Source organism: Rhizobium sp. C104 (assembly GCF_022354505.1).
GTDB classification, from domain to species: domain Bacteria; phylum Pseudomonadota; class Alphaproteobacteria; order Rhizobiales; family Rhizobiaceae; genus Rhizobium; species Rhizobium redzepovicii.
This window is the reverse complement of the sequence record NZ_CP092348.1, coordinates 1,194,011-1,218,529: the sequence shown is the minus strand read 5'-3', so window position 1 is coordinate 1,218,529 and position 24,519 is coordinate 1,194,011. Positions and strand designations below refer to the sequence as shown.

General features: G+C 61.8%; 21 protein-coding genes and 2 pseudogenes. 10 read left to right on the top strand and 13 right to left on the bottom strand.

The window, feature by feature from the left end:
• Positions 1–163: 163 nt before the first annotated feature.
• The 6 genes and pseudogenes from MF410_RS07145 to MF410_RS07120 all read left to right on the top strand — a co-directional run bounded on the left by MF410_RS07145 (position 164) and on the right by MF410_RS07120 (position 5,057).
• A complete protein-coding gene (locus tag MF410_RS07145; RefSeq protein ID WP_097628601.1) occupies positions 164–415 on the top strand; it encodes a hypothetical protein in 252 nt (83 codons plus the stop codon).
• Between the two features lie 165 nt (positions 416–580).
• Positions 581–1,402: a c-type cytochrome gene (locus MF410_RS07140; protein WP_097628600.1), complete on the top strand. Its 822-nt coding sequence runs from the start codon at positions 581–583 to the stop codon at positions 1,400–1,402.
• A gap of 143 nt (positions 1,403–1,545) precedes the next feature.
• Positions 1,546–1,881 carry a Grx4 family monothiol glutaredoxin gene (grxD, locus tag MF410_RS07135; RefSeq protein WP_003586231.1) on the top strand — a complete coding sequence of 112 codons (336 nt, stop codon included), beginning with the start codon at positions 1,546–1,548 and terminating at the stop codon, positions 1,879–1,881.
• A 138-nt stretch (positions 1,882–2,019) separates the two neighbouring features.
• Positions 2,020–3,225, top strand: coding sequence for a multidrug effflux MFS transporter (locus MF410_RS07130; RefSeq protein WP_097628599.1), 1,206 nt, complete (start codon positions 2,020–2,022; stop codon positions 3,223–3,225).
• 35 nt (positions 3,226–3,260) lie between these two features.
• A complete protein-coding gene (locus MF410_RS07125) occupies positions 3,261–4,541 on the top strand; it encodes a multidrug effflux MFS transporter (RefSeq protein WP_097628598.1) in 1,281 nt (426 codons plus the stop codon).
• A 40-nt stretch (positions 4,542–4,581) separates the two neighbouring features.
• Positions 4,582–5,057: pseudogene (locus MF410_RS07120) on the top strand (GNAT family N-acetyltransferase).
• Between the two features lie 94 nt (positions 5,058–5,151).
• On the opposite strand, the gene MF410_RS07115 reads toward MF410_RS07120, so the two are convergent.
• From MF410_RS07115 to MF410_RS07070, 10 genes and pseudogenes are all read right to left on the bottom strand, one after another.
• Entirely contained in the window at positions 5,152–5,976 is an 825-nt protein-coding gene (locus MF410_RS07115; protein WP_097628597.1) for an inositol monophosphatase family protein, read from the bottom strand.
• 40 nt (positions 5,977–6,016) lie between these two features.
• Positions 6,017–6,844, bottom strand: a complete 828-nt coding sequence (locus tag MF410_RS07110; protein WP_097628596.1) for an inositol monophosphatase — start codon at positions 6,842–6,844, stop codon at positions 6,017–6,019.
• 46 nt (positions 6,845–6,890) lie between these two features.
• Entirely contained in the window at positions 6,891–7,763 is an 873-nt protein-coding gene (ttcA, locus tag MF410_RS07105) for a tRNA 2-thiocytidine(32) synthetase TtcA (RefSeq protein ID WP_097628595.1), read from the bottom strand.
• Positions 7,764–7,820: 57 nt separating this feature from the next.
• A complete protein-coding gene (locus MF410_RS07100; RefSeq protein WP_097628594.1) occupies positions 7,821–8,750 on the bottom strand; it encodes a glutaminase in 930 nt (309 codons plus the stop codon).
• A gap of 72 nt (positions 8,751–8,822) precedes the next feature.
• Positions 8,823–9,440, bottom strand: coding sequence for a 30S ribosomal protein S4 (gene rpsD, locus MF410_RS07095; protein WP_004676212.1), 618 nt, complete (start codon positions 9,438–9,440; stop codon positions 8,823–8,825).
• Between the two features lie 225 nt (positions 9,441–9,665).
• Entirely contained in the window at positions 9,666–11,177 is a 1,512-nt protein-coding gene (locus tag MF410_RS07090) for an ATP-binding protein (RefSeq protein WP_097628593.1), read from the bottom strand.
• A gap of 127 nt (positions 11,178–11,304) precedes the next feature.
• The gene (gene murI / locus MF410_RS07085) at positions 11,305–12,105 is read right to left on the bottom strand and encodes a glutamate racemase (protein WP_097628592.1); all 801 of its coding nucleotides are present in this window, start codon (positions 12,103–12,105) and stop codon (positions 11,305–11,307) included.
• The gene (locus MF410_RS07080) at positions 12,086–12,916 is read right to left on the bottom strand and encodes an RNA methyltransferase (protein ID WP_097628591.1); all 831 of its coding nucleotides are present in this window, start codon (positions 12,914–12,916) and stop codon (positions 12,086–12,088) included. The genes murI and MF410_RS07080 overlap by 20 nt, the downstream gene beginning before the upstream one ends.
• 4 nt (positions 12,917–12,920) lie before the next feature.
• Positions 12,921–14,957, bottom strand: a complete 2,037-nt coding sequence (locus MF410_RS07075; protein WP_179867168.1) for an FUSC family protein — start codon at positions 14,955–14,957, stop codon at positions 12,921–12,923.
• 95 nt (positions 14,958–15,052) lie between these two features.
• Positions 15,053–15,582: pseudogene (locus MF410_RS07070) on the bottom strand (hypothetical protein).
• 188 nt (positions 15,583–15,770) lie between these two features.
• Between MF410_RS07070 and MF410_RS07065 the strand changes: the two are divergent.
• From MF410_RS07065 to MF410_RS07055, 3 genes are all read left to right on the top strand, one after another.
• Positions 15,771–16,982 carry an NADP-dependent isocitrate dehydrogenase gene (locus MF410_RS07065; protein WP_088396493.1) on the top strand — a complete coding sequence of 404 codons (1,212 nt, stop codon included), beginning with the start codon at positions 15,771–15,773 and terminating at the stop codon, positions 16,980–16,982.
• A gap of 70 nt (positions 16,983–17,052) precedes the next feature.
• Positions 17,053–17,499: a GNAT family N-acetyltransferase gene (locus MF410_RS07060; protein WP_088396494.1), complete on the top strand. Its 447-nt coding sequence runs from the start codon at positions 17,053–17,055 to the stop codon at positions 17,497–17,499.
• Between the two features lie 68 nt (positions 17,500–17,567).
• Positions 17,568–18,194, top strand: coding sequence for a glutathione S-transferase family protein (locus MF410_RS07055; protein WP_097628589.1), 627 nt, complete (start codon positions 17,568–17,570; stop codon positions 18,192–18,194).
• A gap of 34 nt (positions 18,195–18,228) precedes the next feature.
• Here the strand turns inward: MF410_RS07055 and MF410_RS07050 are convergent, their stop codons facing one another.
• From MF410_RS07050 to recA, 3 genes are all read right to left on the bottom strand, one after another.
• The gene (locus MF410_RS07050; RefSeq protein WP_097628588.1) at positions 18,229–19,080 is read right to left on the bottom strand and encodes an AraC family transcriptional regulator; all 852 of its coding nucleotides are present in this window, start codon (positions 19,078–19,080) and stop codon (positions 18,229–18,231) included.
• Positions 19,081–19,413: 333 nt separating this feature from the next.
• Entirely contained in the window at positions 19,414–22,068 is a 2,655-nt protein-coding gene (gene alaS, locus MF410_RS07045) for an alanine--tRNA ligase (RefSeq protein ID WP_097628587.1), read from the bottom strand.
• 165 nt (positions 22,069–22,233) lie between these two features.
• Positions 22,234–23,322, bottom strand: a complete 1,089-nt coding sequence (gene recA, locus MF410_RS07040; RefSeq protein WP_003586201.1) for a recombinase RecA — start codon at positions 23,320–23,322, stop codon at positions 22,234–22,236.
• Between the two features lie 239 nt (positions 23,323–23,561).
• Between recA and MF410_RS07035 the strand changes: the two genes are divergently transcribed.
• A complete protein-coding gene (locus MF410_RS07035) occupies positions 23,562–24,494 on the top strand; it encodes a carbohydrate kinase family protein (protein WP_239620410.1) in 933 nt (310 codons plus the stop codon).
• The last annotated feature ends 25 nt before the right edge of the window (positions 24,495–24,519 follow it).

Here is a 24,519-nt window from a genome sequence, read left to right as displayed (position 1 = left end):
CCACCTTCCAGCCGGCCAAATGGCCGGCATGTTGCTGCGATCCGATTGCTCCGCCGCAAATATCGGCAAAAAAGCAGTCCTGGTCTCGAAGCCGTCTTGCTAACCGAACTCTTCCGGAATTCAATAGCAGGCATGTCATTTCCACCACGAACGGAGGGGTTTTGTGGCCGATCTAGTCAAAGAATTGATATCAGGCGTCGTCGACAGCGTGCTGAAGGAAATCCTGAAGAAAACCACCGGTCGCGCCACGACGAAGCGCAAGAAGCGTAAGACGCGCAGTTCGTCGACGACGGCTGCAGCGCGCAAACCAGCCTCGACCGCCCGCAAGACGGCTGCGGCGACACGCAAGCCCGCCCGCAAACAGGTCAGCAAGCGCCGGACCGCCGCCGGCCGCAGCCGCCAGCGCCGCAGCTAGCTGGCAGTTGGTGCCTTTGCCGGCGCCGACCTTGCAGATTTTCATATCCCGCGCCGGCTCGATGCCGCGGCAACAAAAGCCGGCGCGCCTGTGCCGATGTCAAACGGATTGTCACGATGGAGCGCGGCGCATCTGCCTCCACAAGGTCTTTGGGGGCCCGGACCGATGAAACGCATTCTAGAAATCGTCCTCGCGGCGCTGGTTGCGATCTGTCTTATTGCCGTTGTCGGCATTTACGCCTTGTCGGAGATGCGCCTTTCCAGGACCTATGAGGTGGCGGCCGCGGATTTTACCGTCAAGACGACGCTGCCCGCTGAGGAAGCCGAACGCCGCGCCCGCACGCTGATGTGCGGCGGCTGTCATCACGATGCCGGCTACATCCTGCTCGACGAGCCGGGCGTCGGTCGCATCGTCGCGCCGAACCTGACCCGTCTGGCGCCTATGTACAGTGATGCAGAACTCGTGCGCCTCATCCGCCATGGCGTCAAGAAGGACCGCACCGGCGCCGTGATCATGCCGGCTGGCAATTTCGCCAATATCACCGACGACGACATGGCAGCACTCATCGCCTGGCTGCGCAGCCTGAAGCAACTTCCCGACGCCGTGGCGGGAGGAACGCAATGGGGACCGCTCGGCCGAGTAGGCCTGGCGCTCGACAAGATTCCCTTCGAGGCCGATCTGGTGCCCGCCGACCTCACCCCCGCCGCCACGCGCCCGGCCGATATCGGTGAATATGCCTTCAGAACCGACTGCAGTCATTGTCACAATCTCGATACGGCAAAGCAGTCCGAAGCTTTTCTCGCTCCGGCACTGAAGCCCTTGGCGCAATCCTATTCGGCTGCGGATTTCAAGACGCTGCTGCGGACCGGCAAGGGTATCGGAGGACGCGATCTCGGCGTGATGACGCAGGTCTCGCAATGGGATTTCCGCTATTTCACGGATATCGAAATCGAACAGATTCAGGCCTATCTCACCCGGCAACCGTAACGCGACGGCAACAATGCCGGAGTGGTCTGACCAAATTGTCTTTTTTTGATTGGGGCGGCTGGAATTCCTGCCGTCGCATGCTATCTAAAGGCAACGATTGAAACGGCGGGCCTTTAACCCGCCTGTTGAAAGGATCAGGTCCCATGAGCGGCATTCACGAATTCATCGACAACGAAATCAAGAGCAACGACGTCGTCCTCTTCATGAAGGGCACGCCGCAGTTTCCGCAGTGCGGTTTCTCCGGACAGGTCGTGCAGATTCTCGATTATATCGGTGTCGACTACAAAGGCGTCAACGTGCTCGCCGATTCGGAGATCCGCCAAGGGATCAAGGAATATTCCAACTGGCCGACGATCCCGCAGCTCTACATCAAGGGTGAGTTTGTCGGCGGCTGCGATATCGTCCGGGAAATGTTCCAGGCCGGTGAGCTGCAGCAGCATCTCCAGGAAAACGGCATCACCGTGCGCGGCGCCGCCTGACCGGTCACCGGGCGTCCGCCCGGTTTCCAAATCTGTAATCTCGAGACCGAGGCGCTGCGGCTAGCAGCGCCTTAGCCTGTTTATGGGAATTTCATTGTGACAGATTCATCACAAGCCGTGTCCGCGGGCCGCTTGCCCATGGGCAAGCGAGAATTTATCGCGCTCGCTGCCTTCCTGATGGCCGTCAACTCTCTGGCGATCGACATCATGCTGCCGGCTCTGCAGCAGATCGGTGCGAGCCTCGGCGTCGAGAGCGAAAATCATCGCCAGTTCGTTGTCTCAACCTATCTGCTCGGCTTCGGCTGCGCCCAGTTGTTCTACGGCCCGCTGTCTGACCGCTTCGGTCGCCGCACGCCGCTGTTGATCGGTCTCGTCATCTACATTCTCTCCGCCATCAGTATCGTTTTCGTCCCCTCCTTCGCAGGCTTGCTTGCCCTGCGCTTCGTCCAGGGCGTCGGTTCGGCGGCAACCCGCGTCATCACCGTCTCCATTGTCCGCGACATCTATGGGGGCCGGCAGATGGCCGAAGTCATGTCGCTGATCATGATGGTCTTCATGATCGTGCCGGTGATTGCACCAGGCACCGGCCAGATCGTCATGTTCTTCGGCAACTGGCACCTGATCTTCCTCTTCATCGCCGCCATGGCGACTGGTATCGCCGTCTGGGCCTATCTTCGCCTGCCGGAAACCCTGCATCCCACCAATGTCCGCCCCTTCACCGCCCGCTCGATCTTCGGCGCTTTCAAGCTGGTGCTGACCAATCGCATCGCGCTTTGCTACACCATCGCCAGCACCTTCATCTTCGGCGCGCTGTTCGGCTTCATCAATTCGGCCCAGCAGGTCTATGTCGGCATCTACGATCTCGGCGTCTATTTCCCCTTCGCCTTTGCCGGCGTGGCGATCTTCATGTCGCTGTCGTCCTTTTTCAACTCACGCTTCGTCGGCAAGCTGGGCATGCGCCGCCTGTCGCACGGCTCGCTCATCGGTTTCATCACCATCAACACCATCTGGCTGATCGTCCAGATGGCGAGTTCCGAGCCGATGCCTTTCGCTCTGTTCATCTCCTTCTTCGGCCTTGCCATGTTCCAGTTCGGCTGGATCGGCTCGAACTTCAACTCGCTCGCCATGGAGCCGCTCGGCCACGTCGCCGGCACCGCCTCTTCTGTCCTCGGCTTCATGAGCACGGTCGGCGGCGCCCTCATCGGCGCCGGCATCGGCCAGGCTTTCGATGGCACTGCGCTGCCGATGGTCGCCGGTTATTTCATCGTATCGATCATCGGGCTGATCGTCGTGCTGATCGCCGAAAAGGGCCGCCTCTTCCAACAGCAGAATCCTGCCGTCTGAACGGCCGACCTCCTCCGCATCCAGGATTTCACCACATGACGCCGCCGCATAAGCCGCACCAGGAAAACCAGGGCTCCCGTCGCATCGGCATGGGTTTCGGCGAGTTCGTCGTCACCATCGCCATCATGACCGCCAGCATCGCCATGGCCATCGACAGCATGCTGCCGGCATTGCCCAATATCGGCCATTCCCTCGGCGTCACCAATACCAATGACGCGCAGCTGATCATCGGCGTGTTTTTTCTCGGCTTCGGCGTTTCGCAGATATTCTTCGGCAGCCTGTCGGATACGTTCGGCCGCCGCAACATCCTGCTCGGCGGCCTGGTTTGCTACGTGATCGGCATGTTTGCCGCCGCAGCAACCGGCAGCTTCGAAATGCTGCTCATCATGCGTTTCGTTCAGGGTGTGGGTGGTGCGGCGGTGCGCATCACCACGATGGCCATCGTCCGCGATTGTTTCGGCGGCCGCGAGATGGCCCGTGTCATGTCCTATGTCATGATCGTCTTCATGATCGTGCCGATCGTCGCCCCTTCCGTCGGCCAGCTCATCATCCTTTATGCCAACTGGCACTGGATCTTCATCCTGCTCGGCGTCACCGCCACCATCCTGTTCGTCTGGGCCCTTCTGCGGCTGAAGGAATCGCTGCCGCCGGAAGAGCGCCTGCCGCTGTCGGTCGGTTCCGTCGTCGACGGCTTCAAGACCGTGCTTACCAACCGCATCACCTGCGGCTACATGATCGGCCTCACGATGTTCACCGGCGTCATCAGCGCCTATGTGATTTCGGTGCAGCAGGTTTTCGGCGAGGTCTATGGCCTCGGCGACTGGCTGCCGATCGCCTTTGCGGCGACCGCCGGCGGCATCGCCGTTGCCAATTTCGCCAACGGCTTCTTCGTCCGCAAATTCGGCATGCGCCGCATCTCGCACGCCGCTTTGCTGATCTTCACGGCGCTGTCGGCTGTCGGCTTCTTCATTTCGCTGGCCGCCAAACCGGACTTCGCCGTCGCCTACAGCATCTTCACCATCGTGCTGATGATGTTTGCCGTCATCGCCACCAATTTCACCGCCATCAGCCTTGAACCTATGGGCAATCTCGCCGGCACCGCCACCGCCGTCACCGGCTTCGTCTCAACAACATTCGGAGCCATTCTCGGCGGCCTGGTCGGCCAGATGTTCAACGGCACGGTCCAGCCCCTCTTCGGCGGCTTTGCGCTGTTCGGGGTGGTGACGATCGCCGCCACCCTCTGGGCTGAAAACGGCAAGCTCTTCACCCACCCGGGCGATAGCCCACAATTGGATCCGGGTGCCGCCCACTTCTGACGGTGACAACTATCTTAGGCAGTGCGCGAAAGGCATGACGATGAACGACCCGGTTCTGATCAGGCCTTACGCGCCAAGCGACGCGGACGCGACGATTGAGATCTTTCTGCGCGCCATCCGGGAGGTCTCGTCGAAAGACTATTCGCCTGCTCAAATCGAAGCTTGGGCAAAGGTCGAAGATCGCGGTCTTTGGGCGGAGCGAAGGATAAGCAGGCCAGCCTAGGTCGCGGAAATCGATGGAGTGCCGGTGGGCTTTTCCGATCTGACCGGCGACGGATGTCTGGACATGATGTTCGTCCACCTGAGTTCCAGGGACTCCGAATAGCAAGCCTCCTCTTAAGCAGGGTGGAGGAGCAAGCTCTGAAGCTCGGCTTCAAGCGAATTTATACGGAAGCCAGCAGAACCGCCCGCCCGTTTTTCGAACGCAAGGGTTTCCGTGTGATAGCCAGGCAAACCGTCGAGAAACGTGGGCAAAGCCTGGAGAATTTCCTTATGGAAAAGCTCTACGCGGAATAGGGTGAGCCACCGATACGCGTCATCGAACGAAGCCGGCAGTCCCCGTCGCAGGCTGCCTCAGCAAAATCAGCGTCCTGCGGCCGGTTGCACGCCTTCAGACCGTGACGACCTCACGGCGCAGCAGCTCCCATGAGGCCTTGTCGGGCGCAACCAGCAGCCCGCCATCGAGATGGTGCGGCAGGTACGGAGAACCGTCGAAACGCGCGACATAGGCGCCGGCCTCCTGCGAGATCAGCGTGCCGGCCAGATGATCCCAGGGCATCAACTTGTTGTATATGAGGTAATGCACATGGCCGCCCGCAAGGGTGCGGTATTCATGGGCCGCACAGCGGTAGTTGGTGAGAAAACGCACCTTGGCGAGATTGCCGAGGATCTCGGCACGCTTCTCCTGCGGCAGGTAGCCTGTCGAGGCCATGCCGACCATCTGGTCGAGCGCGACAGGCTCTGCCGCGCGCAGCCGCCGTGCTTCGCCATCCGGCCGCCGCAGCCAGGCGCCGGCGCCCTTTTCCGCCATCACCCAATCATCGCCCATCGGATCGTAGATGATGCCGGCAATCGTCTCGCCACCTGAAATGACTGAGGCCATGACGCCGAAGGCCGGGATGCCGGCGGCGAAATTGAACGTGCCGTCGACCGGGTCGACGACGATGGCGAGATCTGCATCTGCGAGCCTGCCGAGCAATGCGGGCTCGGCTGCGACCGATTCTTCGCCGAGGAACAGCGCCTGCGGCCAGAGCCGCTCCGCTTCCGCCTTGATCATCCGCTCGGCCTGCTCATCGGCCTCGGTGACGAGATCGGTCGCCTCGCTCTTGGCGCGCACCTCGTCCTGGCCGAGCCGGCGGAAGCGCGGCAGGATTTCCGTCTTCGCCGCGCGGCGCAACAGGTCGGCAAGAACGGTCACGTCGACAGTCGCAGTCATGTCAAATCCTTTCGGTCCGGCCTCTTAGTGAGGAGCTAAATCAGATGCCGATGATCTCGCGGCGGATCAGCTGCCAGCTTTCCCTGTCGGGTGCGGAGATGATGCCGCCCGTCGTCTCACCGGGGCGATAAGGCGTGCCGTCGAATTTCGCCGTATGGCCACCCGCCTCCTGATGTGCGAGCACGCCAGCCAGGTGATCCCAGGGCATCAGCTTCGCATGGCCGATGAAATGCAGCTTGCCGGAGGCGACCATCCAATATTCATAGGCCGAGCAGTTGAAAGCGAAGGTCATTTTGATCTTCGCCATGTTGGCTGCGATGCGCGAGCGATCCGGGTCATCCATATGACCCCAAGAGATGCCGCCGACCATCTGGCTCAAGGAGGCGGGCTCCGCCACCCTCAGTCTGTTCGATTGCCCGTCCTGCCGCGTCAGGAAAGCGCCCGCTCCCTTGATCGCCGTCACTGTATCGCCAAGGACGGGATCATGTATGATGCCGGCGACCGTCTCGCCCCTGATGGTGACCGCCAGCATCGTCCCGAAGACCGGAAGTCCGGCGGCGAAATTGAAGGTGCCGTCCACAGGATCGATGACGAAGGCGAGCTCGGCATCGGCAAGGGCCGGCACGACGGACCGGTCGGCGTCATAGGCTTCCTCGCCGACGACGAGGGCTGCGGGAAAGCGCTCTTTCAGCGCCGCGGTAATCCTGTGTTCGGCGAGCAAATCCGCCTGCGTCACCACGTCGATTGCCGAGGTCTTTTCCGAAACGTCGGCAGTGCCGAGATTGCGGAAACGCGGCAAGATTTCCACGCGCGCCGCCTCCTTCACGCAATCGCCGAGAAAGAGAATATCCTGATCTGCAATGGTCATGCGAATTCCTGCGCTTCATCCAATAGCCAGCTGCTTAGCCGGACTTTCATGAAGGATCGGTGACACCAAGGGTGGAAAAGTCGAAGAGTTTCGGATCGAGCAGATGCGACGGGTTCACATGCGAAAGCGCCCGCAGCATCGTGTCCTTGCGCCCCGGCATGCGCCGCTCGATATCGGCAAGCATATCCTTCATTGCATTGCGCTGCAGCCCATCCTGCGAGCCGCAGAGATCGCAGGGAATGATCGGAAACTGCATGGCAACGGCGAACTTAGCGAGGTCGTCCTCGGCAGCATAGGCAAGCGGGCGAAGCACCATAAGGTCGCCCTCATCGTTCAAAAGCTTCGCCGGCATGGAGGCTAGCCGTCCGCCGTGGAAGAAGTTCATGAAGAAGGTTTCGAGAATGTCCTCGCGGTGGTGGCCAAGCACCAGCGCATCGCAGCCCTCTTCCCGGGCGACGCGATAGAGATTGCCGCGCCGCAGCCGCGAACAGAGCGAGCAATAGGTCGCACCTTCCGGCACCTTCTCCTTCACGATCGAATAGGTATCCCGATACTCGATGCGGTGCTGCACGCCGATGCTTGTAAGATAATCCGGCAGCACATGTTTGGGAAAGTTCGGCTGGCCCTGATCGAGATTGCAGGCAATGAGTTCGACCGGCAGCAGCCCGCGCCATTGCAGGTCGAGCAGCAGCGCCAGCAGCCCGTAGGAATCCTTGCCGCCGGAAAGGCCGACCAGCCAGCGCTTCTGTCCCTTCAGCATATCGAAATCGTCGAAGGCCTGGCGCACCTGCCTGAGCAGCCGCTTGCGCAGCTTGTTGAAGGAGACCGAGTGCGGCGCATCGGCAAACAGCGCATGGCCGACGCTGCCGTTGGCTTCGCCGTTTTCCAGATCATTCGCAATATTGGCTGCGATATTCATTGCGTCGTCCCATCGAGGTCTGTCTGCCTTAGCAGAAACGAGTTCGCCAACACAGCGTCAATCGCCGAAAACCGACCAGCCGGTACGCGCCGCCAGCATTTCCAGCGCTACGGCGCCGAGCTGCGAGTTGCCGACCTTGTTCAAGCCCGGCGACCAGACAGCGATCGAGGCAATGCCCGGCGCAACCGCGAAGATGCCGCCGCCCACACCGCTCTTGCCGGGCAGGCCGACATGATAGGCGAAATCGCCTGAGCCGTCGTAATGGCCGCAGGTCAGCATCAGCGCATTGATGCGCCGCGCCCGCTTCGGAGACACGACGGAATGGCCGGTCATCGGATTGCTGCCGCGCGCTGCGAGGAACAGCCCGGCGCGGGCCAGCTGTTCGCAGCTCATCGACAGCGCGCATTGATGAAAATAGACGCCGAGCACGTGGTCGACCGGGTGATCGAGATTGCGGTAGGCGCGCATGAAGTTGGCAAGCGCGACATTCCGATATCCCGTCTGCGTTTCCGAACGCGCCACCTTGTCGTCGATGGTGATCGATTCGTCATCGGCGAGATAACGCACGAAGCGCAACAATTCGCCGATCGCTTCACGCGGCGCGTGGCCGGCCATGACGACATCGCTGACGGCGATCGCGCCGGCATTGATGAAGGGATTGCGCGGGATGCCGCTCTCATGCTCGAGCTGGACGATGGAATTGAACGCCGATCCTGACGGTTCTCGCCCGACGCGCTTCCAAAGACCCTCGCCGACCTTGCCAAGCGCCAAGGTCAGCATGAAGACCTTGGAGATGCTCTGGATCGAGAAGGCAATGTCCGCATCGCCGACACGGTAGACCTTGCCGTCGACGGTGACGATCGCCATGCCGAACTGCCGTGGATCGACCTTGGCAAGCTCGGGAATATAGTCGGCGACCTTACCCTCGCCGATGCGCGGCAGGATATCGGTATGGATACTATCGAGGATTGCCTGCAGATCCGCCATCGCTTCTCTCCGGATAACAAAAAAGCCGCCCGAAAGAGCGGCTTTTCCATAAGCGAAAACGCCTGGTTCTTATTAACGCGAATAGAATTCGACGACCAGATGCGGTTCCATGACGACCGGGAACGGAACGTCGCTGAGCGTCGGGACGCGGCCGAAAGTAGCGACCATCTTGTTGTGATCGACTTCGATATAATCAGGAACGTCGCGCTCAGCGAGGCTGACGGCTTCCAGAACGGTCACCAGCTGCTTCGACTTCTCGCGAACTTCGATAACGTCGCCAGCCTTGCAGCGGTAAGAACCGATGTTGACGCGCACGCCGTTGACGGTGACGTGGCCATGGTTGACGAACTGACGGGCAGCAAAGACCGTCGGAACGAACTTGGCGCGATAGACGATCGCGTCGAGGCGCGATTCCAGCAGGCCGATCAGGTTTTCAGACGTGTCGCCCTTGCGGCGGTCGGCTTCAGCGAAGATCGCGCGGAACTGCTTTTCGCGCAGGTCGCCGTAGTAGCCCTTGAGCTTCTGCTTGGCGCGCAGCTGCACACCGAAGTCCGAAAGCTTGCCCTTGCGGCGCTGGCCGTGCTGGCCCGGGCCATATTCGCGGCGGTTCACCGGGGACTTCGGACGGCCCCAGATGTTTTCGCCCATACGGCGGTCAATTTTGTACTTGGACGATTCGCGCTTGCTCATCGTATTTCCTTTCAAAGGTTTATGCCGGTTTGTTGCCAAACCGCGCAAAGGAAACACGCCCTCCTCTGATCTCTGCCGAGATCTGACAGGATGTTCCGGTTACGCGAACAGAAACGATCCACGGGACATGTCAAATGAAACACCGGACATTGCTGCCCGGTGCTTGGCGCGGTCTTTAGAGGCCCGTCATGAAAATGTCAACTGCGCCAAAGCCCGAAAGCGCCACTATTCCGCAGCCAGCGGCTGATCACCCGTATCGGGCGCATTCGCGTCGCCCGGCGCGGTCTGGCAATTCATGTCGGGGAATGCCACGATGCGTTTGCCGGAGAAATCCGTGTGGACGACGACGATCCCCTGCTCCTCGAAATAACCGAGCAGGCGCCGCGCGCGCCGCGCCGAGTGGGTGCCATAGGCGCGGGCGATGCGGGCGTCCGACGGGCACGGCTCACCGCAGGCGGCAGCCTTGGCGAGCATCAGGAACACACCCTGCAGGTCGTCGGTAACGCCAGATGACAGCGACAGCGCCGTCGCCCACTCGTCGGTCGCCGCTGTCGCGGTATCGACACCGGAGCGGGAGATCGCCACACGCCGTCGAAAATCCGGCAGCGCGATCGGCGGTCCCGGCACGCGGCGCATGCGCAGCCGCACGAGAAAGTCCTGGTAGAGTACCGAATCGGTACGGAAGGCGGAGGTGGGATCGTCGAGGATTTCGGCAAGCACGCCTGCGAGGCGCTCTTCCCGCTCCTCGGCGGAGACCTCCATCTGGCTCGCCCTCGCCTCGACAGATGCGGGTGACGCCGCCGGCGTCGAGCGTGAGAGCTCCGCCAGTATATCGGTGGTCGGCCGCGGCGCCGGCGGCGCGCGGCGCACGAGCGGACGCTGGAATTCTTCCGGATCGGGCGTGAAGATCAGATCCTCGACATCCTGCGGCGCATCCGGCAGCGGCATCAGCTTCGGGCTGGAGGAGCGCGCTGAGGTTTCCACCGCGCCGATCTGGATTGGAAGCGGCCGACGCGACAGCGCCGGGCCGAGGGCGACGAAATTGCCGCGCTTCAGGTCTCTAAACATCTCCGCCTGGCGCCGGTCCATGCCGAGCAGGTCGGCAGCGCGCGCCATGTCGATATCGAGGAAGGTACGGCCCATCAGGAAGTTCGAGGCCTCGGCCGCGACGTTCTTGGCGAGTTTGGCGAGACGCTGCGTGGCAATGACGCCGGCAAGCCCGCGCTTGCGGCCGCGGCACATCAGATTGGTCATCGCGCCCAGCGACATCTTGCGCGCATCTTCCGAGACGTCGCCACCGACGGACGGCGCAAACATCTGCGCTTCATCGACGACGACAAGAACGGGATACCAGTATTCGCGGTCGGCATCGAACATGCCGTTGAGGAAGGCGGCAGCGGCACGCATCTGCTGCTCGATGTCGAGTCCTTCCAGCGTCAGCACGCAGGAAACGCGATGCTGGCGAATGCGGTTGGCAATACCAGCCAACTCCGCCTCGGTGCGTTCGCCGTCGACGACGATATGGCCGAACCTGTCGCTGAGGGTGACGAAATCACCCTCGGGATCGATGATGACCTGCTGCACCCATTGCGCCGATTGCTCGAGCAGACGGCGCAAGAGATGCGACTTCCCCGATCCGGAATTACCCTGCACGAGCAGACGGGTCGCCAGCAGCTCCTCGATATCGAGCGTCGCCGGGCTGCCGGACGCCAATCCCATATCGATGCCAACTTGCAATGCCGATCCTCGCGACGAAGAGACTCACATGAACGAAACGCCATTCTTCCGAAACGGCAACGCCCCGTCTATCAAAGAATCTGCTGATGTTCAGGGCCGGATTTTGCCAACCCACAGGACAATTCCCTCAAGCCCTCAGGCCGAATCCCTGCATCAGCCGCCGCGTCGCGAAATCCTGCTGGCCTGAGGTAAACACGGCGAAGTCGAAATTGTCGGGATGCACGGCATCGGCAACCAGCGGAACCAGCGTGCGGGCGCGCCGTGCGATTGCTTCGGCCGGATCGAGCCAATCGACCGGCCACGGGGCAATCCGCCGGAACAGATTGGCCATGAAGGGATAATGGGTGCAGGCCAGCACGACGATATCGGTCTTCTGGCCGTCCCTCTCGACGAAACACTGGTCGATTTCGGCAAGCACGGCGTCATCGGAGACGGCGTCGCCGCGGATATAGGCTTCGGCCATGCGCGCGAGGTTCTCAGAGCCGACGAGGCGGACATGGCATTGCTGCGCGAAGGATTGGATGAGATCGCGCGTATAGGCCCGCCTTACCGTGCCGGGCGTCGCGAGCACCGAGACCAGACCTGAGCGCGTGCGCTCCGCCGCCGGCTTGATCGCCGGCACGGTGCCGACAAAGGTCATCTGGGGAAAGGCGGCGCGCAGGTCGGCGCCGACCAGAGTGAAGGCGGTATTGCAGGCGATGATGCACACTTCAGGGTCATAATCCGCCAGCAGCTTGGCGAAGAGCCCGATAACCCGCTCCTTCAGCGCCTGTTCCTCCCAGCCGCCATAGGGAAAACCAGCATCGTCGGCGACATAGATGAAGCCGCGCTCCGGCATCAAGACGCGCGCCTCGCGCAAGACGGTCAGCCCGCCGATGCCGGAATCGAAGAGAAGGATAGGTTTCAGCTCACGCGTCGTCGCTGTCATCTGGCGGTGTTTCCTTGGCCGGTGTCGGGAACCTGCCGCCGCGCGGGCTCTTGCGCGAGAAGCGGTCGAGAGATGAGATGACGCCGCGCAACACGCTGATTTCCTGCTCCGTGAAAGCCCGGCGGGATAGAACTGCACGCAGATTGTCGACCATTTTGGGCTTTTTCCCGGCAGGATGGAAATAACCGCGCGCATCGAGCGCCTCTTCCAGCTGATCGAACAGGCCGAACAACTGCTCCTTGGTCGAGGGTGTCTGCCCGATCGCCTGGAAGGGCACGGCGCCAATATCCTCCATGCCGGACTTCATCCATTCATAGGACATCAGCAGCACGGCCTGGGCGATATTCAGCGAGGCAAAGGCCGGATTGACGGGAAAGGTGACGATCTCGTCGGCCAGCGCCACTTCCTCATTGGTCAACCCCCAGCGCTCGCGCCCGAAGAGAATGCCGGTGCCCTCGCCCGCACGGAATTTCGCCCTCAGCATCTCGGCGGCGATGACCGGGGAGCGCACCGGCTTATAACCGTCGCGCTCGCGTGCCGTCGTCGCATAGACGAAGTTGAGATCGGCGACCGCCTGCTCCAGCGTGTCGTAGACCTTCGTTGCCGCGATCACATGATCGGCCTTGGAGGCGGTCGCCAGCGCCTTTTCGTTCGGCCAGCCGTCACGCGGATTGACGAGGCGCAGTTCTGCCAAGCCGAAATTCGCCATGGCGCGCGCCACCATGCCGATATTCTCGCCCATCTGCGGCTCGACCAGAATGACGGCCGGCCCCTCGGCCAGAAGTTGACGCTCGCTGTTCGTGCCTGCCATGGTCTTATCCTTGTTTCGAGCGCGCAATAGCCTCGCCCGTCGCAAACGGCAAGACGTCGGCCTGCGGATAGAGCCTTTCCAGCGCCGAACCGATCATTTCGAGCCCGAGCCTGGCGCCCTCGCGCGACAGCGGCAGGTGTCGTCCTGTCGTCCGCGATGCCTTGCGCTTGATCAGGAAGCAGCTGGATCCGCGCGGGGCAGCATCGTCGATCAGCGCCAGATCCGCCGCAATCAGCCCTTTCAGAGTGTCGGCGGCCGGCGCTTGATAATTCTTTGCCAGGATACGCGCCCAATAGGTGCAGGACAGGAAGATCGCCAGCGTCTGGCGGATCTGGCCCGGCCGCGTCACCACCGACCACGACGAGCCGAGCGGCCGCGCCGCCACCGTCACGTCGCGGTAGCAGGCATCGATCTTCTGTGACAGCGCCATCAGCTCGAAACCGCTCTTACCCTCGCTAAGCGCCCCGAGCAGGTCGCGCAGCGCCTGGAACCAGCGGGCAAGCGCGGAATCGAGCGCGCCACGCGTGCGTGTCGGAAAGACGATGAAGGCGACCGCCGTTCCGGCCGCAGCCCCAATCATGGTCTCGCCGATGCGCAGCTTCAACAGATCGAGCGTCAGCACGCCCGTCATGCCGTAGACCAGGCAGAGCACGATCGAGATGAAGAAGGTCATCGTCGCATAGGAAACCTGCAGGAAATAGAAGGCGAGGAAGATACAGACGGCGGCAACCGGAATGGCAATATCGGGCTCGCCTGAAATCAGCGTTGCCAGCACAAGGCCGATGGCAATCCCGAACACGGTGCCGAGCGAGCGCGACAGCGCCCTCATCGCAGTGTCGCCGCGCGAATTGGTGTTGGTAAAGACGAGGAAGGAAGCAAGCACCGCCCAGAACCAGCGTTCGCGTGACAAGAGCAGGCCGAAGCTCATGGCGATCGCCGACGCGATGGTGATCTGCAGTGCCGAACGCAGCAGAGGATTGGCGAAAGAAAAGTCGATCGCCTGGGATTGCGCCGTATCCTTGATCGCGTCGATCTCGGAGAAACCGGAGGCCTGCCCCTCGCCGATCGCCTGCGTCAACTGCTGCCGCGCCTCGCCGAGCCAGAGAAGGGCCCGCAGGGTTTCTCCCTGCGGCTGATCCCTGATGGCGTCGGCCATCCCTTCAAATCTTGCAACTTCCGCCGTATCCGCCTCGATAACGGCATGGACGAGCGCAAAAGGCGGCGGGCTCTGGAAGCTCAGCACGATCGCGCTCTCGGCGGCAAGATGAGCGTCGAAAAGCCGGATCGCCAGTTCGGCGGCTGGGTCGGCGGCGCCGTCGAAAACACCGGCCGGCGGGCGCGGGATGAAGGTCTCCGCCATCAGCACCACTTCCTTCAGCCGGTCTTCCAGCTGGCGCAGTTCCTGCCGGTCGGCTTCGCCGATCTCGGCGCCGCCGGCGATGGCGGCGAGCTTGAAGAGGATCTGGTTGATCCGACCCCTGACGCTTTCGAGCGAACGCAACAGATCGCGCCGCCAATCGTCGGGCAGCAGAACCGCCCTGACCAGATGGCCGACGAGCACCGCGACGACAGGGCCGATCGCCACTTCAGGCAGCTCGGCAAGCGGAGGCCGGAAATAGGCGCCCATGAAATAGGAGGTGAAGGCGAACATGCCGATGGCAAAACCGCGCGGCCCGAACACCCGTCCCGCCGATGCGAGCGCGATCACCACCAGGAAGACGAGATCGGAGAGAAAGCGGCGATCCTCGAGCCCCGCGGCAATGCCGACGACGGCGAGGCTTGCCACACAGCCGAAGAGCCGCGTCACCAACTGGCGGGAATTGCCCTTGTCGCGCACCGCCACGCCGCCTTCGATCGACAGCACAATGCCGAGGCCAAAGGCCGCGGTCGGCAACGACAGGATGAGCATGTGGATGGCAAGAAGGACCAAAAAGGAGAAAACGATCGTCAGCGTCACCCGCAGGGCCATGCGCAGACGCGAAAGCGCCGGATCATTGGCAAGCAGCCAGTCGCGAGCCTGAAAACCGGAAAACAAATGCAGGCCTCCTCATGCCGCGGAAGGATCGACAGATAATGCCATGCCGGGCGAAGCAAATCGCCCGCGATCGAATCTCGACGCTCGCGACTGTCGCGCGCCTATTGGCCCTTGGCAATCAGCGCCATCGTCGCCTTCAGGGAATCGCGGCCCTGCGTTTCGATATTCTCGGTGACGATATCATCGATGACGGCTTGGCCAGCCTCCTCGACCACCTCGAAGCGAACGGTTGTGTAGTCCTTGGCGTCAGGAGTGTCCGCGCAGGCGGATTTCTTGAAGCGCACCGTGACCTCGGTCGTCCCGTTGACCGGGGCGCAGCCGCCATCGTCAGATCCTCCAGCGGGCATGCATCCTGGCCGTTGACGATGACATCGTAATCGAAGGGCGATATGCCGTCGTCGTCGTCGCCGGCGGGAAATTGCGCGGCCGCCTGATATTTTGCGATGAAGTCCTTGCTGTAGAGTTGGTCGAGCCGGCTCGCATCGAAGATGTCGGTCCAGTCGCTATTGTTGTCGGCCCAGTTGCTCCTGGTTGCGTCCATGATCTCCTTCACGGGAGCCGTGGCATCGGCCGCGTGGGCGGCGCCTGAAAAGGCGATAAGGCTTGCGATAACAACGGCGATTGTCTTCATGATCGAATGTTCCGGGGCGGGCAAATCAACGCGGACACTAGCCAGATTTCAGCGCTTGGCAATGCCGGCAAAAACGCATTGTGAAACCCGTTGCAGCTTTGCGTTCCCGGTTCACAGTGCTATAGCGCTCCTCATCAGGTCACCCACCCGGGACGCTTGTCCCCTTCAAGCTCGAACGAGGCAGATACATGAACAAGATCAAGGTCGCCAATCCCGTCGCCGATCTCGACGGCGATGAAATGACGCGCATCATCTGGCAGCTCATCAAGGATAAGCTGATCCATCCGTATCTCGACCTCGATATCGACTATTTCGACCTCTCCGTCGAAAACCGCGACGCCACCAACGACCAGGTGACCGTCGACGCCGCCAATGCCATCAAGAAGTACGGCGTCGGCATCAAGTGCGCGACGATCACGCCGGATGAGGCCCGCGTCAAGGAATTCAACCTCAAGGAAATGTGGAAGAGCCCGAACGGCACGATCCGCAACATCCTCGGCGGCGTCATCTTCCGCGAGCCGATCATCTGCAAGAACGTGCCGCGCCTGGTTCCCGGCTGGACCCAGCCGATCGTCGTCGGCCGCCACGCCTTCGGCGACCAGTACCGCGCCACCGACTTCAAGTTCCCCGGCAAGGGCAAGCTGACGATCAAGTTCGTCGGCGAAGACGGCACCGTCATCGAGAAGGAAGTCTTCAACGCGCCGGGCGCCGGCGTCGCCATGGCCATGTACAACCTCGATGAATCGATCCGCGAATTCGCCCGCGCCTCGATGATGTACGGCCTGATGCGCAAATGGCCGGTCTACCTGTCGACCAAGAACACCATCCTCAAAGCCTATGACGGCCGCTTCAAGGACATCTTCGAGGAAGTCTACGAGACAGAATTCAAGGATCAGTTCAAGGAAGCCGGCATCACCTATGAACACCGTCTGATCGACGACATGGTCGCCTCGGCGCTCAAGTGGTCGGGCGGTTATGTCTGGGCCTGCAAGAACTATGACGGCGACGTCCAGTCTGACACGGTTGCCCAGGGCTTCGGCTCGCTCGGCCTGATGACCTCGGTGCTGCTGACGCCGGATGGCAAGACGGTGGAAGCCGAAGCCGCCCACGGCACGGTTACCCGCCATTACCGCCAGCACCAGAAGGGCCAGGAAACCTCGACGAACTCGATCGCCTCGATCTTCGCCTGGACCCGCGGCCTCGCCCATCGCGCCAAGCTCGACGACAACGCCGAGCTTGGCCGCTTCGCTTCGACGCTCGAAAAGGTCTGCGTCGATACCGTCGAATCCGGCTTCATGACCAAGGACCTGGCGCTCTTGATCGGCCCCGACCAGCCGTGGCTGTCGACCACCGCCTTCCTCGACAAGATCGACCAGAACCTGCAGAAGGCGATGGCGTAAGCCTCCTCTTTCGGGATAGCATCGGAACGGCGGGGATTTCCCCGCCGTTTTCATTTTGGGAGAACAGCTGATGACGGCGACCGTACGCCCGCTGGAACCATCCGACCGCGCCGCTTGGGAAACCCTGTGGGAGGCGTATCAGCGCTTCTACGAAGTGGTCATCCCACCCGAAACCACCGATCTCACCTGGGGCCGTTTCCACGATCCCAGCGAACCGATGCATGCGCTCGGCGCCTTCGATGGAGACGGCCGCCTCGTCGGCATCGTCCATGCCATCTTTCACCGCTCCTGCTGGCTGCCGCAATGGACGTGCTACCTGCAGGATCTCTATGTCGAAAACAGCCAGCGCGGGCTCGGTACCGGCGCCGCGCTGATCGATGCGGTCGCCGATCTTGCCCGTCAAAACGGCGCAGGCAGGCTTTATTGGATGACGCATGAAACGAATGCCACGGCGAGGCGGCTCTACGACAAGATCGCCGAGCGCTCAGGCTTCATCCAGTACCGCAAGGCTCTTTGAAGATCGGGGGTTGCACAAAGACCTCCCCGCGCTATTGATTCCGAGCGACGCAACAGGAGGAGGATGTCATGACCGAAGAATTGGTATTCTACACGAACCCGATGTCACGCGGCCGCATCGCGCGCTGGATGCTGGAGGAAATCGGTCAGCCCTATCGCACCGAACTCCTGACCTTCGGCGAACGCATGAAGGCGCCGGAATATCTGCGCATCAACCCGATGGGCAAGGTTCCGGCGATCCGCCATGGCAACACCGTCGTCACTGAATGCGCAGCGATCTGTGCCTATCTCGCCGAGACCTTCCCCGAAAAAGGTTTGGCCCCCAAGCAGGAAGAGCGCGCCCGCTACTACCGCTGGATGTTCTTTGCCGCCGGCCCGCTGGAATCGGCGGTGACGATGAAGGCGCTCGGCTTCGAAATTCCAGCAGAACGCCTCCGCATGGCCGGCTGCGGCGGTTTCGGCGACGTCATGAACACACTCGAAATGGCCGTCTCCGGCTCGACCTACGTCGCCGGCGAGCGCTTCACCGCCGCCGACGTCTATGTCGGCTCGCATATCGGCTGGGGTCTCGGCTTCGGCAGCATCGAAAAGCGCCAGGCCTTCGTCGATTACTTCGGCCGCATCAGCGAACGTGAGCCCTATAAGCGCGCCAATGCGCTGGATGATGAGGCCGGCAAGACGATGCAGGCCGCCTGATCGTCATCGCCGCGCCGCGCCGGGATGTCAGCCCTCAGGCAAGCGGCATATGGATATCCGTCATCAGCTCGGTCGGCGGCACGTCGCGCGGGTTGTTGAGATATTCCTCGAACATGACGCTGTCCTTCAGTTGCCGCCCGGATTTCGGCAGCCACTCCGCATAGAGCCACTGGTAGGCCTTGTGCATGTCGGCATAGGGGCCTTTATGGCGCAGCACGGCGTAGTCGCCGCCGTCGATCGTGCGCCGCTCGAACGGCGCTTCGGCCGACCCCGCGGAAACGCCGGTGACGCAGGCGATCGAGCGCAGCTGTTCGGCCGGCACGATATCAGGATCGTCGAGATAGACACCGATCATCCGCATGTCGGGCCTGGCGAGACCACGCGCGTAAAGCGTGCCGAACAATGTTTCGAAGGCTTTGCCGATCTCCATATAGGAGCCGGCATGGGCAACACCGATCAGTTCGGTGGGTGCGATCTCACGTATGGTAACGTCGAACATGGCTTTGATCTTTCCGTTAGGTGAGGGTTGGAAGGCTGTGTGGCTTCCCTCTTTCCGATAGCGTGCCGGCGGCATGCCGTAGACCGACTTGAAAATGCGGTTGAAGGATTGGAGATTGGGATAGCCTGATCGCTTCGCAATCTCACGGACGGCAAGCTCCGTGCGGACGATTTCGCCCGCCGCGCGATGCAGCCGCAGCCGCTTGACGGTGGCCGCCAGCGTCTCGCCGTAAATCGCCCGATAGATCCTGTGCCAGTGATAGCTGGACATGCAGGCGATCTCGGCCAGGCGCGCCATATCCAGCTCCTCGTCGAGGTGGTCGTGAATATAAGCCGATACCCGTCTCAGACGGGTTTCATAAAGTGCCCATGCCGTTTCCCCGTTCATGTCAAACCTCCTGCAAATCGATCGGATGCAACAAAGCATAGCCCGATTTGACAAATCCTGCGGACTTGCCGGCTCCGGAGCGCCAAAGTTCAAGAGAGCCTTATCCTTGCTGACGTGCCGAGCAGGTGCCTCGAAGGACGAGGCGGGTACACCGGCATCACGCCAACGTCCCTCATTCCTGTGCTCGTCACAGGATTCCATTCACGGCGCGTCCGCGCCGTGAATGAATCAGTACCGAAAGAAAAAAGATCTTTCGCGCCCAATGACTTGGGCGCACTGGATTCGTGTGACAAGCACAGGAATGAGGGAGGAGAGCCGACGTAACCCGGCAGCTCAGCCCGCGAGTGCTACGGCCACCGCTTCGATCGCCTCGTCGGCCTTCGAGCCGTCGGGGCCGCCGGCCTGGGCCATGTCGGGGCGGCCGCCGCCGCCCTTGCCGCCGAGGGCGGCCGAGGCGACGCGCACCAGATCGACAGCACTGAAACGATCCACGAGATCCGGCGTCACGGCGACGACCGCACTCGCCTTGCCGTCGTCGGAGACGCCGATCAGCGTCACGACGCCGGAGCCGATGCTGGTCTTGCCGTCATCGGCAAGCCCTTTGAGGTCCTTGGGATCGACGCCCGATATCGACTTGCCGAGGAACTTGACGCCGGCGACTTCGCGCACGGCATCGGCCGAGCCGCCCTGCCCGCCGCCCATGGCAAGTTTGCGCTTGGCGTCGGCCAGTTCCCTTTCGAGCTTGCGGCGCTCGTCCATCAACGCTTCGACACGCGACAGAACCTCCGAAGGCTGAACCTTCAGCGAGGCAGCCAGCGTCTTCACGCGATCGTCCTGCTCAGCCAGATATTCGCGCGCCGATTCACCGGTCAGCGCTTCGATGCGGCGAACCCCGGCGCCGACGGCACTTTCGCCGAGAACGCGGATCAGGCCGATCTGACCGGTGGCCGACACATGCGTGCCGCCACAAAGCTCGACCGAGTAAGGCTTGTTGCTCTTTGCGCCATGAACGCCTGTGCCCATCGAGACGACCCGCACTTCATCGCCGTACTTCTCGCCGAAGAGCGCCATGGCGCCTTCCTCGATGGCGTCGTCGACGCTCATCAGCCGGGTCGTGACATGAGAATTCTGCAGCACGATCTCGTTGGCCATATCCTCGACGATCTTCAGCTCCTCGGTCGACATCGGCTTCGGATGCGACACGTCGAAACGCAGGCGCTCGGGCGCGACCAGCGAACCCTTCTGGGCAACATGGGTGCCGAGCACTTCGCGCAGCGCCTCGTGCAGCAGGTGTGTTGCCGAGTGGTTGGCGCGCAGCCGCGAACGGCGGGCGTGATCGACGGTGAGAACAACCGCATCGCCGCTCTTGAATGCGCCTTCGACAACGACGCCGGAATGCACGAAGAGGCCTTCGCCCTTCTTCTGCGTGTCCGATATCTCTATTCTGCCGTGGTCGGACGAAATGATGCCGGTATCGCCCATCTGACCGCCGGATTCGCCATAGAACGGCGTCTGGTTCACGACGATCTGCACCTTGTCGCCGGCCTGGGCTTCTTCAGCAGCAGCCCCGTCCTTGACGATCGCCTGCACCACGCCTTCGGCGGTTTCGGTGTCGTAACCCAGGAATTCGGTTGCCCCGTTCTTTTCCCTAAGCTCGAACCAGATGGTTTCGGTTGCCTTCTCGCCGGAACCGGCCCAGTGCGAACGGGCTTCGGCCTTCTGGCGCTGCATGGCATCGGTAAAACCGGAGATATCGACGCCGATCTCACGGGCGCGCAAAGCGTCCTGCGTCAGGTCGAGCGGGAAGCCGTAGGTGTCGTAGAGCTTGAAGGCGGTCTCGCCGTCCAGCATGTCGCCCTTGCCGAGATCCGTGGTCGCATCCGACAGCAGCGACAGGCCACGCTCCAGCGTCTTGCGGAAGCGGCCTTCTTCGAGTTTCAGCGTCTCCGAGATCAACGCTTCGGCACGCACGAGTTCCGGATAGGCGCGGCCCATCTCCTGCACCAGCGTCGGCAGCAGCTTGTACATCAGCGGCTCCTTGGCGCCGAGAAGCTGGGCGTGTCGCATGGCGCGACGCATGATACGGCGCAACACATAGCCGCGGCCTTCATTCGACGGCAGCACGCCGTCGGCGATCAGGAAGGCCGAGGAGCGCAGATGGTCGGCGATGACGCGGTGGCTGGCGCTGCCCTCAGCCTTGGCGCCCATCGTCTCTTCGATGGCGCCGATCAGCGTGCGGAACAGGTCGGTGTCGAAGACGCTCTGGACGCCCTGCAGGATGCAGGCCATGCGCTCTAGACCCATGCCAGTATCGATCGACGGACGCGGCAGCGGATTGCGCACGCCGGGTTCGATCTGCTCGAACTGCATGAAGACGAGGTTCCAGAATTCCAGGAACCGGTCGCCATCCTCCTCCGGCGAACCGGGAGGGCCGCCCCAGACGTTCTCGCCCTGGTCTATGAAGATTTCAGAGCATGGGCCGCAGGGGCCGGTATCGCCCATCTGCCAGAAATTGTCGGAGGTCGGGATGCGGATGATCTTGTCGTCGGACAAGCCGGCGATCTTCCTCCACAGCGTCGCGGCTTCCTCGTCTTCGGAATAGACGGTGACCAGCAGGCGATGTTTCGGCAGATCGAAACCTTCGGTGACGAGCTTCCAGGCAAGCTCGATCGCATTCTCCTTGAAATAGTCGCCAAACGAAAAGTTGCCGAGCATTTCGAAGAAGGTCAGGTGGCGGGCGGTATAGCCGACATTGTCGAGGTCGTTATGCTTGCCGCCGGCGCGCACGCATTTCTGCGAGGTGGTCGCCGTGGAATAAGGGCGTTTCTCCAGGCCGGTGAAGACGTTCTTGAACTGCACCATGCCGGCATTGGTGAACATCAGCGTCGGGTCGTTGCGCGGCACGAGCGGGCTCGACGAGACGATCTCATGACCGTTCTTCTTGAAATAGTCGAGGAATGTCGACCGGATATCGTTCACACCGCTCATGCTATGCCCTTCAATGCTGCCGGAGGCAGGTAAATCTAAATCCATCGGCTTTTAACGTTCACCTCCGCCACTGTCCAGCAGACAAACAAAACCGGCCGCATTCTGATCAGGGAATGCAGCCGGCTTGGATTTTCAAAGGGACTGGCGGAAAACCGATCGCGAAAATTACATTTCCGCGGCAGCGTCACCATCATCGGGATCCGGTCCGCCGTTCTGCAGGAAGCGGTCGGCGATCAGGCCGGCATTCTGGCGCAGCGACAGCTCGATCTCACGGGCGAGATCCGGATTGTCGCGCAGGAAGGTCTTGGCGTTTTCGCGGCCTTGGCCGAGACGCTGGCTGTTATAGGAGAACCAGGCACCGGATTTCTCGACGATGCCGGCCTTGACGCCGAGATCGACCAGTTCGCCGGTCTTGGAAACGCCCTCGCCATACATGATGTCGAATTCGACCTGCTTGAAGGGCGGCGCCATCTTGTTCTTGACGACCTTGACGCGGGTCTGGTTGCCGATCACCTCTTCGCGCTCCTTGACCGCGCCGATGCGGCGGATGTCGAGGCGCACGGAGGCGTAGAACTTCAGCGCATTGCCGCCGGTTGTCGTCTCAGGCGAACCGAACATGACGCCGATCTTCATGCGGATCTGGTTGATGAAGATCACCATGGTGTTCGACTTGGAAATCGAAGCCGTGAGCTTGCGCAGCGCCTGGCTCATCAGGCGCGCCTGCAAGCCGGGAAGACTGTCGCCCATCTCGCCTTCGATTTCGGCGCGCGGCGTCAGTGCGGCGACCGAGTCGACGACGAGAACGTCGACGGCGCCAGAGCGCACGAGCGTATCGGTGATTTCGAGCGCCTGCTCGCCGGTATCGGGCTGCGAGATCAAAAGGTTCTGCAGATCGACGCCAAGCTTGCGGGCATAGACGGGATCGAGCGCATGTTCGGCATCAACGAAGGCGCAAATGCCGCCCTTCTTCTGCGCTTCCGCAATGGTCTGCAGCGCAAGCGTCGTCTTACCCGAGCTTTCCGGCCCGTAAATTTCGATGATACGGCCCCTCGGCAGACCACCAACGCCAAGTGCGATATCGAGGCCAAGCGAGCCGGTCGAGATCGTCTCGATCTCGACAACATTCTCGTTGGAGCCGAGTTTCATGATCGAGCCCTTGCCGAACGACCGCTCTATCTGTGAGAGTGCCGCTTCAAGCGCTTTGCTTTTGTCCACCGATTTGTCCTCTACCAGCCGCAATGAATTCTGAGACATCCGATCCACCTTTAGGTTATTGAAGCCGCCCAAGCAATGTCGAGTTTGTACCCCATTTGTTCTATTTCCGCAATAGGCGATCAAACGATTGAAAGAAAAAGGTAAAACAGCCTGTGTTCTATATTTGTTTTATCGATGCAAAGCAACGGCTTAGGCCTTATGCACCGGCTTTGCCGCGGCTGCTAGCACCGTCTCGATTCGCGCTTCGGGCATCGGAAGGCGGTTGAAGTGAAGAAAAGATTCTTGTTCTCGGCGGCGCCCATATCGACCGGCGCGGCCGGATCTCCGGCGAAACGGCGCCGGGCGCCAGCAATCCCGGCACCTGGTTCGAGGAGCCGGGCGGCGGCGGCTTCAATGCGGCCCGCAACCTGGCAAGGCTCGGTTTTCAGGTGACGATGATTTCGCCACGCGGCGGCGACTCCATCGGCGAGATGGTCGGCGAAGCCGCCGATTTCGCCGGCATCGACGACCGGCCTTTCGTGTTCCTCGACCGCAAGACCCCGAGCTATACGGCGATCATCGAGAAGGACGGCAATCTGGTGATCGCCCTTGCCGACATGGATCTCTACCGATTCTTCGTGCCGCGGCGTCTCTCCATCCGCTGGGTGCGCGAAGCTTTCGCCGCCCATGATCTCATTCTTTTCGACGCCAACCTGCCGGAGGAGACGATCGCAGCGATCGTTGCCAAGGCGCATTCCCTGGCGAAGCCGGTCGCGGCGATTGCCATCTCGCCGGCCAAGGTCGTCAGGCTGAAACAGTGCATCGCGGATATCGACTACCTGTTCCTGAATGAAGCCGAGGCCGCTGCCCTTGCCGGTAAACAGCCGGAAGACGCTGCCGGCTGGCCGCCGCTTCTGAACCAGATCGGCATCAGGAACGCCGTCGTCACCCGCGGCCGCCGCGAGCTCGTGGCACTTTGCAAGGGCCGCGCCGTGACGCTGCAGCCGCCGATCGCCGACACGGTCGCCGACGTCACCGGAGCCGGCGATTCTCTTGCGGCCGGCACGCTTGCCGCCCTGATGCTCGGTCTGCCGCTCGAAGAGGCCGTTCGCCACGGCACGGCTGCCGCAACGCTCACCGTGCAGTCGCGGCACGCCGTCAACGAAAATCTGACGCCGGATCTCTTGAATGCGGCGCTTGCCCTTGTTCCCGAGGTCAGAATTCTGCATTGAAGCCGCTATATTAAATAGTCGAGCA

Bases quoted from the DNA above. Each gene is read 5' to 3' on its own strand.
- MF410_RS07140 (WP_097628600.1), top strand. From the start codon at position 581: ATGAAACGCATTCTAGAAATCGTCCTCGCGGCGCTGGTTGCGATCTGT.
- grxD (WP_003586231.1), top strand. From the start codon at position 1,546: ATGAGCGGCATTCACGAATTCATCGACAACGAAATCAAGAGCAACGAC.
- MF410_RS07130 (WP_097628599.1), top strand. From the start codon at position 2,020: ATGGGCAAGCGAGAATTTATCGCGCTCGCTGCCTTCCTGATGGCCGTC.
- MF410_RS07125 (WP_097628598.1), top strand. From the start codon at position 3,261: ATGACGCCGCCGCATAAGCCGCACCAGGAAAACCAGGGCTCCCGTCGC.
- MF410_RS07115 (WP_097628597.1), bottom strand. From the start codon at position 5,976: ATGACTGCGACTGTCGACGTGACCGTTCTTGCCGACCTGTTGCGCCGC.
- MF410_RS07110 (WP_097628596.1), bottom strand. From the start codon at position 6,844: ATGACCATTGCAGATCAGGATATTCTCTTTCTCGGCGATTGCGTGAAG.
- ttcA (WP_097628595.1), bottom strand. From the start codon at position 7,763: ATGAATATCGCAGCCAATATTGCGAATGATCTGGAAAACGGCGAAGCC.
- MF410_RS07100 (WP_097628594.1), bottom strand. From the start codon at position 8,750: ATGGCGGATCTGCAGGCAATCCTCGATAGTATCCATACCGATATCCTG.
- rpsD (WP_004676212.1), bottom strand. From the start codon at position 9,440: ATGAGCAAGCGCGAATCGTCCAAGTACAAAATTGACCGCCGTATGGGC.
- murI (WP_097628592.1), bottom strand. From the start codon at position 12,105: ATGACAGCGACGACGCGTGAGCTGAAACCTATCCTTCTCTTCGATTCC.
- MF410_RS07080 (WP_097628591.1), bottom strand. From the start codon at position 12,916: ATGGCAGGCACGAACAGCGAGCGTCAACTTCTGGCCGAGGGGCCGGCC.
- MF410_RS07065 (WP_088396493.1), top strand. From the start codon at position 15,771: ATGAACAAGATCAAGGTCGCCAATCCCGTCGCCGATCTCGACGGCGAT.
- MF410_RS07060 (WP_088396494.1), top strand. From the start codon at position 17,053: ATGACGGCGACCGTACGCCCGCTGGAACCATCCGACCGCGCCGCTTGG.
- MF410_RS07055 (WP_097628589.1), top strand. From the start codon at position 17,568: ATGACCGAAGAATTGGTATTCTACACGAACCCGATGTCACGCGGCCGC.
- MF410_RS07050 (WP_097628588.1), bottom strand. From the start codon at position 19,080: ATGAACGGGGAAACGGCATGGGCACTTTATGAAACCCGTCTGAGACGG.
- alaS (WP_097628587.1), bottom strand. From the start codon at position 22,068: ATGAGCGGTGTGAACGATATCCGGTCGACATTCCTCGACTATTTCAAG.
- recA (WP_003586201.1), bottom strand. From the start codon at position 23,322: ATGTCTCAGAATTCATTGCGGCTGGTAGAGGACAAATCGGTGGACAAA.